The 18,075-nt window shown below is 65.2% G+C and carries 13 protein-coding genes; 9 read left to right on the top strand and 4 right to left on the bottom strand.

Annotation, left to right across the window (positions count from 1 at the left end; translation table 11 throughout):
* Positions 1–51: 51 nt before the first annotated feature.
* On the bottom strand, positions 52–888 hold the full coding sequence (locus B0G69_RS19620) for a TOBE domain-containing protein (RefSeq protein ID WP_121320238.1): 837 nt from the start codon (positions 886–888) through the stop codon (positions 52–54).
* 203 nt (positions 889–1,091) lie between these two features.
* Between B0G69_RS19620 and B0G69_RS19615 the strand changes: the two genes are divergently transcribed.
* Positions 1,092–2,765 (top strand): methyl-accepting chemotaxis protein, encoded by a 1,674-nt coding sequence (locus tag B0G69_RS19615; RefSeq protein WP_121320236.1) that lies wholly within the window; start codon positions 1,092–1,094, stop codon positions 2,763–2,765.
* A 386-nt stretch (positions 2,766–3,151) separates the two neighbouring features.
* Here the strand turns inward: B0G69_RS19615 and B0G69_RS19610 are convergent, their stop codons facing one another.
* Entirely contained in the window at positions 3,152–3,535 is a 384-nt protein-coding gene (locus B0G69_RS19610) for a tautomerase family protein (RefSeq protein WP_121320234.1), read from the bottom strand.
* A 101-nt stretch (positions 3,536–3,636) separates the two neighbouring features.
* On the opposite strand from B0G69_RS19610, the gene B0G69_RS19605 reads away from it, so the two are divergent.
* The gene (locus B0G69_RS19605; protein WP_121320232.1) at positions 3,637–4,488 is read left to right on the top strand and encodes a LysR substrate-binding domain-containing protein; all 852 of its coding nucleotides are present in this window, start codon (positions 3,637–3,639) and stop codon (positions 4,486–4,488) included.
* A gap of 145 nt (positions 4,489–4,633) precedes the next feature.
* On the opposite strand, the gene B0G69_RS19600 is transcribed toward B0G69_RS19605, so the two are convergent.
* Positions 4,634–5,098 (bottom strand): hypothetical protein, encoded by a 465-nt coding sequence (locus B0G69_RS19600; protein WP_347232488.1) that lies wholly within the window; start codon positions 5,096–5,098, stop codon positions 4,634–4,636.
* Positions 5,099–5,423: 325 nt separating this feature from the next.
* On the opposite strand from B0G69_RS19600, the gene B0G69_RS19595 reads away from it, so the two are divergent.
* Together B0G69_RS19595 and B0G69_RS19590 are read left to right on the top strand one after the other, a co-directional pair.
* Positions 5,424–5,786, top strand: coding sequence for an MbcA/ParS/Xre antitoxin family protein (locus B0G69_RS19595; protein WP_084585494.1), 363 nt, complete (start codon positions 5,424–5,426; stop codon positions 5,784–5,786).
* Complete coding sequence (locus B0G69_RS19590; RefSeq protein ID WP_121320228.1) at positions 5,783–6,484, top strand: RES family NAD+ phosphorylase; 702 nt, start codon at positions 5,783–5,785, stop codon at positions 6,482–6,484. Before B0G69_RS19595 ends, B0G69_RS19590 begins: the two co-directional genes overlap by 4 nt.
* 46 nt (positions 6,485–6,530) lie before the next feature.
* Here B0G69_RS19590 and B0G69_RS19585 read toward each other — a convergent pair whose 3' ends face one another.
* On the bottom strand, positions 6,531–7,268 hold the full coding sequence (locus B0G69_RS19585) for a metallophosphoesterase (protein WP_199731293.1): 738 nt from the start codon (positions 7,266–7,268) through the stop codon (positions 6,531–6,533).
* Positions 7,269–7,343: 75 nt separating this feature from the next.
* Here B0G69_RS19585 and B0G69_RS41045 point away from each other — a divergent pair, with 75 nt between their 5' ends.
* From B0G69_RS41045 to glgB, 5 genes are all read left to right on the top strand, one after another.
* Positions 7,344–7,673, top strand: a complete 330-nt coding sequence (locus B0G69_RS41045) for a hypothetical protein (protein WP_158608957.1) — start codon at positions 7,344–7,346, stop codon at positions 7,671–7,673.
* Between the two features lie 158 nt (positions 7,674–7,831).
* Positions 7,832–8,494 carry a DUF1345 domain-containing protein gene (locus B0G69_RS19575; protein ID WP_121320226.1) on the top strand — a complete coding sequence of 221 codons (663 nt, stop codon included), beginning with the start codon at positions 7,832–7,834 and terminating at the stop codon, positions 8,492–8,494.
* Positions 8,495–8,950: 456 nt separating this feature from the next.
* Complete coding sequence (locus B0G69_RS19570) at positions 8,951–12,403, top strand: maltotransferase domain-containing protein (protein ID WP_121320224.1); 3,453 nt, start codon at positions 8,951–8,953, stop codon at positions 12,401–12,403.
* The gene (gene treS, locus B0G69_RS19565; RefSeq protein WP_121320222.1) at positions 12,400–15,867 is read left to right on the top strand and encodes a maltose alpha-D-glucosyltransferase; all 3,468 of its coding nucleotides are present in this window, start codon (positions 12,400–12,402) and stop codon (positions 15,865–15,867) included. The genes B0G69_RS19570 and treS overlap by 4 nt, the downstream gene beginning before the upstream one ends.
* Positions 15,860–18,070: a 1,4-alpha-glucan branching protein GlgB gene (gene glgB, locus B0G69_RS19560; protein ID WP_121320220.1), complete on the top strand. Its 2,211-nt coding sequence runs from the start codon at positions 15,860–15,862 to the stop codon at positions 18,068–18,070. Before treS ends, glgB begins: the two co-directional genes overlap by 8 nt.
* Positions 18,071–18,075: the final 5 nt, after the last annotated feature.

Genomic DNA, 18,075 nt, shown 5'->3' with positions numbered 1-18,075 from the left:
GCGGACCAGCTTTTACGGGTGCGGTTTGCGCCATCGCCCCCTGCGCCGGCCTCAATCCTTCACCCCAAGAATCACGCTCGAGGCCTTGAACGCCGCGACGGCGTTCGAGCCTTCCGCGAGACCGAGCGCATCGACGCTTTCGTTAGTGACCACCGCCGTGACGACCGCGCCGCCCTCAAGCATCAGCGACACCTCGGCATTCACCGCGCCTCGCTTCACGCTCTGCACGGCGCCGCGCAACTGATTGCGCGCCGACAGCTTGAGCGGCGCGCCGCTCTCGTCGTCGACGAGCAGCACGACCCACGACGCCTTGATCAGCGCGAATGCGGCCACACCCTCGACCAGGCCCAGCGCCTCGGTGCTCTCATGCGTGAGGACGGCGACGATCGTGTGCCCACCCGGCAGCGCCAGCGAGACTTCGTCGTTGACCGTGCCGCGCGTGATTGCCGACACGGTGCCGTAGAACTGATTGCGCGCGCTGGTCTTCACGCCGATGCGGCCGATCAAATCCCAATCCGTCGCGAAGCCTTCGATCGCCGCGCCGGCGCGTTCGAGAAAGCGCCGATGTTCGCGTTCGACAGCGTGAAACGTCTCGATCAGCTTCACCGCGCGCGGCGTGAGCGTGGTGCCGCCACCACCTTTGCCGCCGGTCAGGCGCACGACGAGGGGCTCGCCGGCGAGGTTGTTCATTGTATCGACGGCGTCCCATGCACCCTTGTAGCTCATGCCGACCGCTTTCGCCGCGCGGGTGATCGAGCCGGTTTCGCCAATCGCCGCGAGCAGCGCAATGCGCGGCGCGCCGCCGAGCGTCTGCGCGCCGGCCTGGAACCAGACAGAACCGCCGAGTTCAAGAGATTCGTGGGAAGGATCGGTGCGGTCGGATGTCATGGCGCGAACGGTGGAAGGTCCGGAACGGACAGCGAATCATTATAACGACGCGTACCTGAGCCACCGCCCACTCGACCGGCGCGTCAGGCTTCAGAAGCCGCCCTGGATGCCGTTATTCAGCCTGAACGTCAGACAATCAGAATTTTTATTAGACAACATGAAGTCGGCGCCCCCCCTTTATTCCGATCGAGAGATTTTGCAAGATGCAGTGGCTTTCCAATCTCAAGCTTAGCCAGAAGCTTGTGGGCTCATTGATGCTGTGCGCATTCGTTACTGCCATCGTCGGTACGGTTGGTGTGCTCAAGGTGCGCGAAGTCGCGACGATGCAGACCGAAATGTACGATCGCGAATTCATTCCGGTGCGCCAGGACGGCACCGCCGCATGGCAGGCCGCTTCGCATTTTCGCCGGCTGTATTCGTACATCCTGAACCCCGATCCTGCCGGCAGGGCCGACACGGTCAGACTGAATCACGGTGGCGAAGCCGCCATCCTTGCCGCGTTCGACTACGAACGCACGCACGCATCCAACGACGCGCAAAGGCAGTTGCTCAGCGATTTCGACACCACGTGGCCGGCCTATATGAAGTCGGTCGCGAAGGTCGAAGCGCTCGCCGACCAGGGAGACCAGACGGGTGCGCTCACCGAGTTGAAATCGACCACCGACCCGATGCATGTCAAGCTGCGCACCTTGATGATCAAATTGTCGGACGTGCGCGACGAGCTCGCGAAGCAGCGTGTCGCTGACGGCGCCACGCTGGTCGCGTCGGTGACGTGGTGGATCGCGATCTGCGCGCTCGTCGGCGTGGCGGTTGCCATTGGCCTCGGGCTGGTGGTCACGCGCGCGGTCGTGCGGCAGATCGGCGGTGAACCGGCCGCGGTCGCGCAGGTTGTCGAGCAGATTGCCAGCGGCGACCTGAGCGCACGTGTCGACGCCGGCGCCGCAGATCGCCGCAGCATCCTGTACGCCGTCGCGCGCATGCAGGAGCGGCTCGCGACGACGATCGGCTCGATTCGCGAAAGCGCCGAATCGGTCAGCGTGGCGTCGAAACAGATCGCCAGCGGCAACATCGACTTGTCCGCGCGGACCGAAGAGCAGGCCGCCTCGCTCGAACAGACCGCGGCCAGCATGCAGGAACTGACGCAGACGGTCAGCCAGAACAGCGACAACGCGCGTCATGCGAATACGCTCGCGCTGAAAGCCGCCAATGTCGCCGACACGGGCAGCACCGCCGTCGAAGGGATGGTGCAGACGATCGGTCAGATCAGCGGCAGTTCGGCGAGAATTTCCGAAATCACAGGTGTGATCGAAGGCATCGCGTTCCAGACCAACATCCTCGCGCTGAACGCGGCGGTCGAGGCCGCGCGCGCGGGTGAGCAGGGGCGCGGATTCGCGGTCGTCGCAAGCGAGGTGCGCAGTCTCGCGCAGCGCTCGGCCAGCGCGGCAAAGGAGATCAAGGACATGATCTCGACCTCGGTCGCGACGATTCAGGGCGGCACGCAGCAGGCGTCGGAAGTCAGTGCGACGATGGTCGATATCAAGGAAGCGATTCGCCGCGTGTCGGATATCGTCGGCGAGATCGCCGCGGCCTCCGAAGAACAGAACCGCAGTATCCAGCAGGTCGGCCAAGCCGTGACGCAAATGGACGAGACCACGCAGCAAAATGCGGCTCTCGTTGAACAGGCCGCGGCGGCTGCGCAGTCGCTTGAAGGGCAGGCGGGGAAGATGAAGCAGGCTGTGTCGGTGTTTCGTATTGGGGAGGCTCGAGGCTTTGCTGCGACGATGAGGCCTGTGGTCGGCGAGGTGTCGGCGAAGTCTGCAGGTGCGCTGCCGAAGCGGGCGCCCGCGAGTGGGAATAGTGACTGGGATACGTTCTAGTCTCGCCCCCGCTGTTTGGCGCGCGGATGTAGCGGTGTTCGCCGAGGGTCGAGCCGCTGCACCGCTTGAGGCGGTCAGACTGGATTAGCGCATTCGATGTCTTGCGGTGTCCGATTTTCTCACGTCAAAAGTCGTCCCCACTCAAAATCCACCCGGTCAGGTCTCGTTGGAACCACGCCGGCACCGGGTGTAAAGGTTAGCTTACCAAATTGCACGTCATTGTCGGGGGGATACAGGTCGACGCAAAATGGCGTGGCGCAAAACAAAGAGATATCGGCAGATTAAGTTGTGCGCTTCGGCGGCTCCGGAGGGAGCGGCGGCCGATCTCCACAGGTCGCATGGAACACGCGCCACGCGGCCCCGCCTGAGGGAAGCGGCCCACTCATTCACTCAGCATACTGCGCCACGCCATTCCCGAACGACCAGTTCTCCTTCACCACCTCGACGAGACTGATGAACACATCCTCTCGCCGTACCCCCGGCGACTTCTCCAGCTCATCGACAATGCGCCGGTACAACGCCTTCTTCTGCTCGATCGAGCGCGTGTTACTCACAGTCAGTTGAATCACGACGAAATCGTCGCTCCGCTCGATATTCAGATACCGCCGGTCATAGATCAGATTGTCGGCCTCGTGCTCGGTGATCAGCACGAATTGGTCGTCCTTCGGCACGTTAAAAGTGTCGACCAGCGAGCGCTGAATGCCCTCGGTCAGCGCTTTCCGGTATTCGGCCGGCTTGCCGGCGCGCAATGCGATTCGTGTGAGCGGCATGATGAACCTCCTTTGCTTGCCCCGATTGAGTAAACACAGCTTAGGTGCGCCCAGCCATAATAAACAGACATCATTGGCTATTTCATCTATATTCATTAGAAATGAAAGTTCTCGATCTCGATGCGGTACGAGCCTTCGTTCTGGTCGCCGATCTGCATAGTTTCACGCGTGCAGCGGACGCGCTCGACACGACGCAATCGGCCGTCAGTCTGAAGCTCAAACGGCTGGAAGCGCATCTGGGCAAGCAATTGCTGGAGCGAACGCCGCGCGTGGTGCGCCTGTCCGCCGACGGCCACGCGTTTCTTGCCGCCGCGCGCGAATTGCTGAACGCACACGAGCGCGCGCTGGGTTCATTGTCAGTGGAGCGCCGACGGCTCGTGCTGGGGCTCAGCGAGCACGTCGCCGGCCCAGATCTGCCGCTGCTGCTCGGCCGGCTCAATGCGCACGACCCCGGTCTGGTGGTCGAGTTACATATGGGCCAGTCGGCGGCGCTGCTCGCGCAATTCGATGAGCGTCGGCTCGATGCGGCGATCGTCCGCTATGGCGCCGACGAACCGCCGCGCGACGACGCGCAAGTGCTGTTCAGCGAACCACTCGGCTGGCTCGCGACACCCGCGTGGCTGCCGAGAGCCGGCAACCCGTTGGCGCTGGCGCTGCTGAGTCCGCCCTGCAACGTGCGCGACGTGGCGCTGCGCACGCTGAAGGAGGCGGGAATTGCGTGGCAGGAGGTATTCATCGGCGGCGGGGTCGCGGCCGTCGGCGCGGCGGTGGCGGCGGGACTGGCCGTGTCGCCGCTGGCGCGCAGGGTGGCGCCGCGCGGTCTGGTCGATGTCGGCGCGCGGCTTGGCTTGCCGGCGCTGCCGGAGTCGCGCGTTACGTTGCATTCGCGGGTGCGCGACCCGCGCTCGGTGGAAACGCTGCGTCTGGTAACGAACGGGCTGGCGACCGCGTGACGCGCCGCTAGGCTCGCCCAGTCGCGGATCAGGCTCGGCACGATGCGCTACCGGCCGGTGTCGGCGGCATTGGTCGAGCCGGACCGCACAGCAGGGGAACCGCCGGGCGGCAAGCCCGGACGCAAACGCGCCGCGTGAGTCGGGATCAGCGGAGAATCGGCGGCAGCGAACCGCTGCTGGCGGTCGCCGGATTGGTGGCTGCGTCGGGCGCAGCGGCGCTAACGTTTGCGGACGCGGCCGGCGCGTTCATGTGCGAGGCCGCCGGTTTCGCCGCGACCTTGACCGGATGGGCACGCGCGGTGCCGCTTTGAACCAGGTTGGCATGGACGATCTTGTCTTGATGCGACTTCGCCTGCGTCTGCGCGAGCGACGCATGCGGCTTTTTAGCCTGTGCCGTCACGACGGCTTTCGTGCCGGATTTGCACGCGGCCGATACTTTGATGCAGCCCTTGCCCTTCGCCGCGACCTTCTTCACTCCGCCATGGGCCGAGGTACCCGCTGCGCTTCCTCCTGCCGACGCCACACGCGGCGCCTTATGCCCGGCAGCGCTAACCGCGTGCTTCGAGCCCGCCTTTGCGTCGACCTTCGAACCCGCCTTGAGCTTGGCCACCGCCCCCTTCTTTTTCGCCGGCTTCGCGGCATGCCTGCTCGCCTCGGGCGGATTCCAAACCTCCGTATACCCCGCAGCCATAGCCGCCCCCGATACACACCAAACGGCGAGCGCCGCTGCTACTGCTCGAACCCACATCTGCTGCTTCTCCTGATCTTCGACTCCATAACGAGCCAGGATTATATTCTCTTGCAAAAATCCATATTTGGACTAATATCAATATTCAGTACACGTAGGGACTTACCCCGATATGGCTCACGCTGCCCGCCTCAACTCGCCCGAAGAGCCGATTCGCCGGCCCGTTTCGGCACCCACGTTCCCGCAGATGTCGGCGGCGGGTCTGCGCGCATTCTTCAACATCGCGCGGGACTGGGACCTGAACGCCGACGAGCAGATCGTACTGCTCGGCTCGCCGGGCCGCTCCACTTTCTTCAAATGGAAAGCAACGCCCGAGACGGCGCGCCTCGGACGCGACACGCTCGAGCGTCTGTCACTGCTGCTCGGCATCTACAAGGCGCTGCAAATCCTGCTGCCGCAACCCAGCGCCGCCGACACCTGGATCAAACGCCCCAACAGCGCGCCGCCATTCGGCGGCCGCCGCGCGCTGGACCGCATGCTGGCGGGCAACATCAGCGATCTCGTGGCCGTGCGCCAGTATCTCGACGCGATGCGAGGCGGCTGGGCGTGACACAACCGCATTGGCAGGACCGCTGGCCATCCGCGCAGCTTGACTGGTCGCCCGCGTACCGTGTGATTCCGACGCGTTTTCCGGCCGTGAATCTATTCGACCGCGTCGCCTCCCCCGAAGATTTCGACGCGCTCTACGCGCTCGAAGCGATGACCAACGACCGGCTGCGCACCGAAGTCGGCGAACTCGACCTGGTGCCGCGCGAAGAACGCCGCTTCGGCCCGGGTTATGGGCCGATCATGGCCGCGTTGACGCATCTGAATCCGCTCGGCAGCCGCTTCTCCGACGGCACGTATGGCGTGTTCTACTGCGCCCGCTCGCGCGCCACCGCGATCGCCGAAACGCGCTATCACACGGGGAAATTTCTGGAGGCAACCGCCGAGCCGCCGATGCGCCAGCAGATGCGCCTCTACACGGTGGCGGCGCAAGGCAGCGTGGTCGATCTGCGCGACGACGCGTCGCGCGATCTCGACGTGCTGTCGCCGGACGACTATCTGGCCGGGCAGTCGCTCGGCCGCGCCGTGCGCGAGGCGGGTGCGCCGGGCATCGTGTATCCGTCGGTGCGAGATAGCAGCGGCGAGTGCCTCGCCGCGTTCCGGACCACGCTGCTGCGCGACTGCCACCACGCGGCGTATCTGGAATACAACTGGAACGGCAGGAGCGTGGATATGGTGTTCGAACTCAGCCAGGTCGGCTGACTGGCCGAACCGGCCTGCACGAAGCTCCGCGGGCAGCGCGAACGGATCAGGGCAGCGCCAGCGCGGCCGCCCCTTCGGCGCGCGCTTCCTCGACCGAAATCGACCAGCGCAGCAGCGCCTGCGGCTGCACGATCGTCAGCTTGCCGCCGGGGCCGAACGCGCCGGTGTCGATGAACACCTGCGAGCCGATCTGCGTGATGTCGCGCATCGGCGTATGGCCGCAATAGGTCAGAGAGAGTCCGCGCTGCCGCAGCGGATCGGCGTTGCCTACCGCGAGGTCGCGTCCCCAGAGCAATTGCTGGCGGGTATCGGCCGAAAAATTCCCCGCGTCGAGCTCGGCGTCGGTGCCGAAAAATTCGGCATGCAGAATATTGAAGCGCTCCTTGCCGCTCCCCACCACGCGCACGAGCGGCAGCGGCCGCAGCCGCTCCGCGTAATGCTGCAAGCGTTCGTCCGGCAGGTTCGCCGCCCACGCGCCGCCGATTCCATACCACCACTGACGCCGCAAACGCCCGTCGGCGACAGCGCAGAGCGTGTCTTCGTGGTTGCCGAGCACGGCGAAAAACCACGGCTTGTCGAGCAGCGCCAGCGCCTGCTCGGAATGTTCGCCGCGATCGACCAGATCGCCGACCGAAAAGAGCCGGTCGCGCGCCGGATCGAACGCGATGAGGCGCAGCAGATAGCGCAACGCATCGACGCAGCCGTGCAGATCGCCGACCACGAAGTCGCGACCGCTCGCATTGGCAGCGTGATGCTGAACTGGGTTAACGAGTACGGAGGACATTTGCTCATGATAATGCTGCAGCCGCGAGTGCGTATGCGGGGTGCCTATCGTATCTTGGCGCCTCGGCAAGCAAAAATGACCCAAATCGACGCAAAAACAGCGTGTTTCCGGCCTTTCTTACCGGGAACGCACCGATCTGGCGCAGTCTATTGCGGGCGGCGCGTCGGCGAGCGCCAAGGCGATCGACGAAACAAACGCAACGAGCGGCCCGCGCCACCGAACGCGAGCGCCGCCGCGGCGACGCAGGCGCCGAGCACCCATGCACTGCGCGAGGCTGAATACGAACGGGAATACGACGGTGACGGCGAAGACAAAGAGGGCGACGATATCCCGGCGGGATGCGTCACTGGCTGGAACGCATCGTTATCTTCAGGAAACATCTGTCATGGGCACTCCAGATGGTGAGTCGTTTTCCAACGTGCGACGCTGCCTGCCGGTTGCCTTTCAACTGAAAGCGGCACGCAAGGCCGCTGCGCAAAACTATAGCGGCGACCAACCGATTCGACGAATGCTCGCCGGCGCGCGAGTAGAATCCGCGACACGACGCCCTTGCCCCTGACTCCATGCTCACAAAATACTATCCGCAGGTTCTTCGCAATCGACCCAGAACGGTGATCGGCCTCGTCATCGGCATCGTGGTCGCGCTGATGGTGCCCATCCACACGAGTTCGATGGCGCGCGCGCTGATCGGCTGGGACGCCGCGATCTGGAGTTACCTGTTGATGATCTGGGTGCACATGGCCCTCGCCGACGAACATCGGGTCCGCGAACACGCAGTACGCGATGACGAAAACGCGGGCGTCGTGCTATGTGTCATCTGTCTGGCGACCATCGCGAGTATCGCGGCGATCGTGATGGAGTTGGCGTCGGCCAAGGGAACCGCCGGGTCGTCGAGCGCATGGCACTACCTGCTGACCGGCCTCACGCTGATCGGCGCGTGGTTTCTGATTCCGACCATTTTCACGCAGCACTACGCACGGCTCTATTTCGACACCGATGCCAAGGAAACCGCGCTGCTGTTTCCCGATCACAAGCTCGAACCGAACTACTGGGACTTTCTGTATTTCTCGTTCACCATCGCCGTGGCGTCGCAAACGTCCGACGTGATGTTGCGCTCGCGTACGATTCGCCGCGCCGCGCTCGCACAATCGGTTCTGTCGTTCTATTTCAATGTTGCCGTACTGGGCTTGTGCGTGAATATCGCAGCGGGCCTGCTTGGCTCTTAGCGTGGGCTATGCGGCCTAGGCGGCCCACACGCACCCGCCCGCTGCCGCAAGTTCGCCTTTTGCGATAACCATGCGGCTTGTCCTGCGCGCTGTGTAAAACCCGGCCGGCGCCCGCCGGTTTTACACGTGGAGCGCGTGTTGGCACGCTTTCGTCGCGTCCTGTTCGTCGGCGCGCCTTCCTTCCAGGCGCGCGAAAATCCGCCCCTCGATCCCATCCTGCGCCGACTGGCACATGGTTTGCTGCCTCCTCCGGATAGTTCTGACCAGCCTCATGCGACCGCGTCTGGCGTCAAAGCACCCTCGACTGGCCAGCGGCGTGACGATCTTTGCACTACATTGACCAGTACGCGCCCTCGCTTTTGCATCGCGCGGCATCCGGCTCTGGAAGCCCAATGAGCGCTGTGATCGCATGCCACTTGCATCCACACCGCAGCAGGACGAATCTGGAAACGACCGATGGAATCTCCAAACGGGTACGCGCCGCGGATTTACTTTTTTCATTCACTGCTGGTTGGGCCGCTCGATGCATGGCCTGCGCAGTTCGCTCACGCAGCCGCGCTGGGCTTCGATCACGCGCTAATCGGCAGTCTCTTCGAGCCCGGACAGGCCGGCCACGGACAGGTGGTCGGCAACCACGCCCGGCTGCATCCGGTGTTCGAGGCCAACCGGCCCGCCACCGACGCGATCCGCACGCTCGCGGACGCCGCCCGCCAGCACGGCCTGACGCTGCTGGTCGATCTGGTGATTGACCGGATGGCCGCCGATGGCGCGCTGTACGCTGAACATGCCGACTGGTTCCATGCATTCGAGTCCGACGAGGCGCGGCTCGATCCGCGCCACGTGCATCGCGAGGACAACGTCGCGTATGCGAACTTCGGCGACGCGGGCAGCCGTGCCGCGCTGGTCGACTGGTGGACGCAACAGTTGCTGGCGCTCGCCGACGCGGGCGTGGGCGGCTTCCGGTTCGATTCGCCGCATCGTGTGCCGGCGGCCGTCTGGCGGCAACTCGGCGATGCGCTGCGCGCCAAGCATCCCGACGCGCGTTTGCTCGCCGCGACGCCGGGTCTCGCCCGCGGCGATCTGCTCGGCCTTGCCGACGCGGGCTTCGATAGCGTGTTTTCGTCGGTGCGCTGGTGGGACTTCCGCTCGAGCTGGATGGTCGAGGAGCACGCGGTGCTCGCGCGCGCCGGCGGACCGATTGCCTTCCCCGAGGCGCCGTACGGCACGCGGCTTGCCGCCGAGCTGAGCGACGTCCACGACGCCGCAATCGTCGAACGGGCGTACCGGCGCGCGCTCTTCACGTCGGTCGCGCTCGGCACCGGCTGGATGATGCCGATGGGTTTCGAATACGGCGTCACGGAGCCGATGTCGCAAACGCGCGGCGACGCTTCGCAATTCGCGCTCGCCGTGCAAGCGAAGAAATTCGATCTCACCGAACGGGTCACGCGCGCGAACGAACTCGCGCGCACGACGAAGACGCTGCACGCCAATGGTGAACTGCGCCCGCTGAGCGGGCCCGGCGCACCCACTGCCCTGCTGCTGCGCGCCGACCAGCCGGACCTGCGCGACGCCGCCGAAGCGGTCCTGATCGCCGTCAATCCCGAACTCGGCGCGCCGCTGCGCGTCGATCCGGCACGCTTCCTCGCCGGCGTGCCGGGCAATTTCACGCGCTTCGTGCCGCTGGATACGCCGGGACACGTCGAACCCGCCGGCTTGACGCCCTTCACGCTAGCGCCCGGCGCCGTGCGCCTGTTCCGCGCGGTAAGCGAAAAGCCGATCCGCCTCGCGCCGCCCATCGACAAGGCGAACAGCAAGCGCAGCGGCCGCAAGACCGTGCTCGAAGCGCTCGACGCGCCGCGCGTGGCGATCGAGAGCGTCACGCCCTCGGTCGACCACGGCCGCTTTCCCGCCAAGCGCACGGTGGGCGAGCACGCCGAAATCAGCGCCGCGATCTTCGCCGAAGGTCACGACAAGATCGCCGCCGCCGTGATCTGGCGCGCCGCCGACGAAACCGCCTGGCACGAAGTGCTGATGGCCCCGGCGCAGCCCGCGGGCCTCGACATCTGGAAAGCGCGCATTCCGCTCGAACGGCTGGGCCGCCACGAGTTCACGGTGATCGCGTGGCGCGACGACTTCGCCTCGCTCGTCGAGCACATCCAGAAGAAGCTGAAGGCGGGCCAGACCGTCGAGCTCGAACTCGACGAAGCCGCGCACCTGTTCGCGCTGGTGCTTGCCGAAGTGGAGACGACCGAAGGCGCGGCGAAGGAGCCGCTCGAACACATCGTCAAGCTCTTCACCAAGGCCGACGTCGAGACGAAGCTCGCGCTGATTCTCGCGCCGAGCACCGCGAAGGCGATGACGGCCGCGCGCCACCGGCCGTTCCTGAGTCGCGATCCGGTGATCTACAAGATCGACGCGGACCGCACCGCCGCGTGCTTCGCGAGCTGGTACGAGATCTTCCCGCGCTCGATGAGCGACGACGAATCGCGCCACGGCACCTTCGCCGACGTGACGACGAAACTGCCGCGCATCCGCGAGATGGGGTTCGACGTGCTGTATTTCCCGCCGATTCACCCGATCGGCCTTACGAACCGCAAAGGCCGCAACAACACGCTGACTGCGCAGCCGGACGACGTCGGCAGTCCGTATGCGATCGGCGCGGCCGAAGGCGGCCATACGGGCGTGCATCCGCAACTGGGCACGCTCGACGACTTCAAGGCGATGCTCGCCGCCGCGCACGCGCACGGCCTCGAAATCGCGCTCGACTTCGCGATCCAGTGCTCGCCGGATCACCCCTGGCTCAAGGAGCATCCGACGTGGTTCGCATGGCGTCCGGACGGCACCTTGCGTTACGCGGAAAATCCGCCGAAGAAGTATCAGGACATCGTCAATCCCGACTTCTACGCGCACGACGCCAAGCCCGGCCTGTGGCTGGCGCTGCGCGACGTGATCCTGTTCTGGATCGAAGCGGGCGTGAAGATTTTCCGTGTCGACAATCCGCACACCAAGCCGCTGCCGTTCTGGGAATGGATGATCGGCGACGTGCGCGCGCGCTATCCCGAGACGATCTTCCTTGCCGAAGCGTTCACGCGTCCGCGCATGATGAACCGGCTCGGCAAGATCGGCTTCTCGCAGTCGTACACATACTTCACGTGGCGCGAATCGAAGCGCGACTTCATCGAGTACATGAACGAACTCACGCGCACCGATGCGCGTGATTTCTACCGGCCGAATTTCTTCGTCAATACGCCGGACATCAACCCCCGGCATCTGCAATCGCAGGGACGTTCGGGCTTTCTGATTCGCGCGGCGCTCGCGTCGACGCTGGCGGGCCTGTGGGGCGTGTATAGCGGCTTCGAGTTGTGCGAAGCCGCCGCGCTGCCGAACAGCGAAGAGTATCTCGACTCCGAGAAGTACCAGTTGCGCGCATGGGACTGGAACCGGCCCGGCAACATCACCGGCGAGATCACCGCGTTGAACCGGATTCGCCGCGCCAACCCGGCGCTGCAAACGCATCTCGGCCTGACGTTCCTCACCGCGCACAACGACCACATCCTGCTGTTCGAGAAAGCGACCGAGGCACGCGACAACGTGATCGTCGTCGCGATCAACCTCGATGCGTTCAACGAACAGGGCGCGGACATCGAACTGTCGTGGGACACGTTCCAGCGCTGGCATCTGCACGATCACGGCGCGCTCGAAGTCACCGATCAGATGACCGGCGCGCGCTTCGAATGGCATGGCCGCTGGCAGCACGTGCGACTCGGCCCGGGCCAGCCGTTTTCGATCTGGCGCATCGCGCCGCTCGGCGGCCTGCCCGCCGAACGCCCGGATGAAACCGACAGCGACTCCGATAGCGCCCATCACGCAGACGCTGGCAACCCAACCCCAACGGAAGGTGCGATATGAAGCGTGACGACCCAGCCCAATCCACGGTGCAGGCGCCCGTCGGCACGGCCCCGGCCAACACGGCCCGGCCGCGCTCGCATCGGCGCGGCAAACCCGCGGCCCTGAGCGACGATCCGCTCTGGTACAAGGACGCGATCATCTACCAGGTGCACATCAAGTCGTTCTTCGATGCGAACAACGACGGCGTGGGCGACTTCCCCGGCTTGATCGCGAAGCTCGACTACATCGCCGAACTCGGCGTCAACGCGATCTGGCTGCTGCCGTTCTATCCATCGCCACGGCGTGACGACGGCTACGACATCGCCGATTACCGCAACGTGCATCCCGACTACGGCCAGATTTCGGACGTGAAGCGCTTCATCCAGGAAGCGCACGCACGCGGTATCCGCGTGATCACCGAACTCGTGATCAACCACACGTCGGACCAGCACCCATGGTTTCAGCGCGCGCGCCGCGCGAAGCCCGGTTCGAATCATCGCAACTACTACGTGTGGTCCGATACCGATCAGAAGTACCAGGAAACGCGGATCATCTTCATCGACTCGGAGCCATCGAACTGGACTCATGATCCGGTCGCGGGCGCCTACTACTGGCACCGCTTTTATTCGCACCAGCCCGATCTGAACTTCGACAATCCGGCGGTGCTCAAGGAAGTGCTGCAGGTGATGCGGTTCTGGCTCGACATGGGCATCGATGGGCTGCGGCTCGACGCGGTGCCGTATCTGGTCGAGCGCGAAGGCACCAACAACGAGAACCTGCCGGAAACGCACGCGGTGCTGAAGAAGATTCGCGCGACCATCGACGCCGAGTATCCGAACCGGATGCTGCTCGCCGAGGCGAACCAGTGGCCGGAAGACGTGAAAGAGTATTTCGGCGACGAAGACGAATGCCACATGGCCTTTCACTTCCCGCTGATGCCGCGCATCTATATGTCGATCGCGAGCGAGGACCGCTTCCCGATCACCGACATCATGCGGCAAACGCCGGACCTCGCCGAGTCGAACCAGTGGGCGATCTTCCTGCGCAATCACGACGAACTGACGCTGGAGATGGTCACCGACTCCGAGCGCGACTATTTGTGGAACACCTATGCAAGCGACCGCCGCGCGCGCCTGAATCTCGGCATTCGCCGCCGTCTCGCGCCGTTGATGGAGCGCGACCGCCGCCGCATCGAGTTGATCAATTCGCTGCTGCTGTCGATGCCCGGCACGCCCGTGATCTACTACGGCGACGAACTCGGCATGGGCGACAACATCCACCTCGGCGACCGCGACGGCGTGCGCACGCCGATGCAATGGTCGTCGGACCGCAACGGCGGTTTTTCGCGCGCCGATCCGGAACAACTGGTGCTGCCGCCGGTGATGGGTTCGCTGTACGGCTTCGACGCGATCAACGTCGAGGCGCAAAGCCGCGATCCGCATTCGCTGCTGAACTGGACGCGCCGCATGCTTGCCACGCGGCGCGCGAAGCAGACCTTCGGGCGCGGCACGATTCGTTTCCTGAAGCCGGAAAACCGCAAGATCCTCGCGTATCTGCGCGAAATACCGGGTGAGCCGGCAATCCTCTGCGTAGCGAATCTGTCGCGCGCGCCGCAAGCGGTCGAACTCGATCTGTCCGAATTCGACGGCACGGTGCCGATCGAAATGACCGCGGACTCCGTGTTCCCCGCGATCGGCCAGCTGACCTATCTGCTGACCTTCCCGCCGTACGGCTTCCTGTGGTTCATGCTGTGTCCGGGCAACCAGCGGCCGACGTGGGCGCAGGCGCATTCGGAGCCACTGCCGGAGTTCGTCACGATCGTGATCCGCGAAGGCCAGGCCGGCCCGACGCCGGAGAACGTGCGCCTGCTCGAATCGGAAGTGCTGCCGTCATGGCTGTCCCGGCGCCGCTGGTTCGCGTCGAAGGATCAGAAGATGCACGCGGTGCGGCTCGCCGCGTTGACCACGATTCCGAACGGCGGCTTCGCGTTCACCGAAATCGAAGTGGACGTGGGCGACCACACCGAACGCTACGTCGTGCCGATCGCGATCACGTGGGGCGGCGAAACCACCACGCCGCTCTTCAGGCAGCTCGCGTTGGCGCGCGTGCGGCGCGGCCGCAACGTCGGTCATCTGACGGACGCGTTCGCGCTGCCGATCTTCGCGCACAACGTGATGCGCAAGCTGCGCGAACGCGCGGTGGTGCCGACCGTGCAGAAGAGCGAGATCAGGTTCTTGCCCACTGAACGTTTCGCCGAACTGGACAGCGTCGGCGATCGGCCGGAGATTCGCTGGCTCGCGGCCGAGCAGAGCAACAGCTCGCTGATCATCGCCGACGCCGCCGTGCTCAAGCTGGTGCGCCGGCTCGTCAGCGGGATTCATCCGGAAGCGGAAATCAGCCGCTATCTGACCCAGCTCGGCTACGCCAACACCGCGCCGCTGTACGGCGAAGTGGTGCGCGTCGATCCCGAGGGCGTGCCGCATACGCTCGCAATCCTGCAAGGCTTCATCGACAACCAGGGCGATGCGTGGAACTGGTCGCTCGACTATCTGCGCCGTTCGGTGGACGAGCTTGCGATCGCCGTCGATACGGAAGCGCAGACGGCGCCGGACCGCGCCAACGAGGTGATTTTGCTGGAAGGCTACAGTGAGCTGGCCGGCATCATCGGCAGACGGCTCGGTGAACTGCACGTCGCGCTCGCGTCGCCGACCGACGACCCGGCGTTCGCGCCGCAACCGGCCGACGCCGCGCAAGTGAAGGCATGGGTCGACGGCACGCAGACGATGCTCGCCGCCGCGCTCGATCTGCTCGCGCCGCGCATCGAGCAGATGAGCGATCCAGACACCAAGGCATTGGCGCAGAGTCTGGTCGACCGCCGCGCCCTCCTCGTCGAAGCAGTCGGCAACCTGGTCTCCGCCGACGCGGGCGCTTTGTGCATCCGCGTTCACGGCGACTTCCATCTCGGCCAGGTGCTCGTCGCGCAGGGCGACGCGTTTCTGATCGACTTCGAAGGGGAGCCCGCGCGTTCGCTCGAGGAGCGTCGTCAGAAGTCGAGTCCGCTGCGCGACGTCGCGGGTTTGATGCGCTCGTTGTCGTATGCGAGCGCGGCGGCGCAATCCACCACGGAAGCCGCGCCGCAGCAGACCGCGGATCGCAAGCGTGCGCTGTTCGACCGCTTCCGCGCGCATGCGACCGAGGCCTTCCTCGTCCAGTACCGCGCGGCGGTCGCGGATGCCCCCACCCCGCTGGTGGCACCCGAGGCCGAACAGTCGTTGCTCGATCTGTTCCTGATCGAGAAAGCCGCCTACGAAATCCGCTACGAGGCGGCCAACCGCCCGACGTGGCTCAGCTTGCCCGTACGTGGTCTCGCCGCGCTCACGAGCCGTCTGCTCGGTGATACCGGCACCCCCGTTCATCACGACCCATCCACCCAGGCGCCAGGCGCCGCCACACCGCCTACTCCGGCCGAGGGCGATTATGAGTGAGCATGATCCGGCCGCTGGCCTTCAACCGCTCGACATCGACGCGCTCGTCGAAGCGCGCCACCCCGATCCGTTCTCGCAGCTCGGGCTGCATTCGACGGATGCGGGCCCGGTCGTGCGTGCGCTGTTGCCGAATGCTGCGCACGTCACCGTGATTGCGCGCGCCGACGGTGCGATCCTCGGCGAGCTCGAACAGTTGCGACCCGGGCTATTCGCCGGCCGCGTCACGTCGGCGGCGCCGTACCGCTTGCGGATCGACTGGCACGGCGTGGTGCAGGAAGTCGAGGACACCTATTCGTTCGGCCCGGTGCTCGGCGACGAGCCGCTGGACCGCCTCGCCCACGGCGACCCGTACGCGGTGCTCGAATGCCTCGGCGCGCGGCCGATGGAAGTGGACGGCGTGCCCGGCGTGCGCTTCGCCGTGTGGGCGCCGAATGCGCGGCGCGTGTCGGTGGTCGGCGACTTCAACGCGTGGGACGGACGCCGTCATCCGATGCGCTTGCGTCATCAGGCGGGCGTGTGGGAGTTGTTCGTGCCGCGTGTCGGCGCGGGCACGCGCTACAAATACGAACTGCTGTCGCGCGACGGCCATCCGTTGCCGCTGAAGGCCGATCCGTGCGCGATGCAAACGGAAAAGCCGCCAGGCACGGCGTCGGTGGTCGCGCATGTCGACGAGATCGAACAGTTTCCGTGGACCGATCACGCGTGGATTCAGTCGCGCGCCGACAAGCAGACCGCGCGCGCGCCGCTCTCGATCTACGAGGTACACGCGGAATCGTGGCTGCGTATCGCCGAAGAAGGTCAACGCGGCCTCGATTGGGACGAACTCGCGGAGCGGCTGATTCCCTACGTGAAGAGCATGGGCTTCACGCATGTGGAGTTCATGCCGATCGCGGAACATCCGTTCGGCGGCTCGTGGGGTTATCAGCCGCTCGGGCAGTTCGCGCCGTCCGCGCGCTTCGGCAAGCCCGAGCAGTTCGCGCGCTTCGTCGACCGCGCGCACGAAGCCGGACTCGGCGTGATTCTCGACTGGGTGCCCGCGCATTTTCCGAACGACGCGCATGGCCTGATCGACTTCGACGGCACGCCGCTCTACGAGCACGCCGATCCGCGCGAAGGCTATCACCAGGACTGGAACACGATGATCTACAACCTCGGCCGCAACGAGGTCAGCGCGTTCCTGGTGGCGTCGGGCCTCGCGTGGTTAAAGCGCTATCACGTCGACGGCTTGCGCGTGGATGCGGTGGCGTCGATGCTGTATCGCGACTATTCGCGCGCGGCTGACGAGTGGGTGCCGAACATTTACGGCGGCCGCGAGAATCTCGAATCGATTGCGTTTCTCAAGCGTCTCAATCACGAAGTCGGCTACGTGCCCGGCGTGCCCGGCGCGATCACGATCGCCGAGGAATCGACCGCGTGGCCGGGCGTGACGGCGCGCGTCGAAGACGGCGGCCTCGGCTTCCAGTTCAAGTGGAACATGGGCTGGATGCACGACACGCTGCATTACATGCACGAAGACCCGGTCTATCGCCAATACCATCATCACAACATGACGTTCGGGATGGTGTACGCATACTCGGAGCGCTTCGTGCTGCCGCTGTCGCACGACGAAGTGGTGCACGGCAAAGGCTCGCTGCTCGGCAAGATGCCCGGCGACAGGTGGCAGAAGTTCGCCAACCTGCGCGCGTACTTCGGCTTCATGTGGACGCATCCGGGCAAGAAGCTGCTGTTCATGGGCGGCGAATTCGGCCAGTTGGCGGAGTTCGATCACGACACGTCGCCACATTGGCATCTGCTCGACGATCCGCACCATCACGGCGTGCAGTTGCTGGTGCGCGATCTGAACCACCTGTACCGCAACGAGTCCGCGCTGCATCTGCTGGACAGCGAACCGGGCGGCTTTGGCTGGCTGATCGGCGACGACAGCGGCAACAGCGTGTTCGCCTACCGGCGCACCGACGGCGCGGGCCAGGAGCTCGTGGTGGTGTGCAACATGACGCCCGTGCCGCGCGTCGGCTATCGCCTCGGCATGCCGCGCGAGGGACGCTGGGCGGAAGTGCTGAACACGGATGCCGGCGTCTACGGCGGTTCGAACATGGGCAACGGCGGGCTGATTCATACCGACGCGATCGCCAGCCACGGCTGGCCGCATTCCGCTTCGCTCGTCTTGCCGCCGCTCGCGACGATCGTGTTGCGCGCGGAGTGATCGAC

The organism is Paraburkholderia sp. RAU2J, assembly GCF_003634845.1.
In the GTDB taxonomy this organism is placed as follows: Bacteria; Pseudomonadota; Gammaproteobacteria; order Burkholderiales; family Burkholderiaceae; genus Paraburkholderia; species Paraburkholderia fynbosensis.
This window is presented reverse-complemented; position numbering and strand designations above follow the sequence as displayed.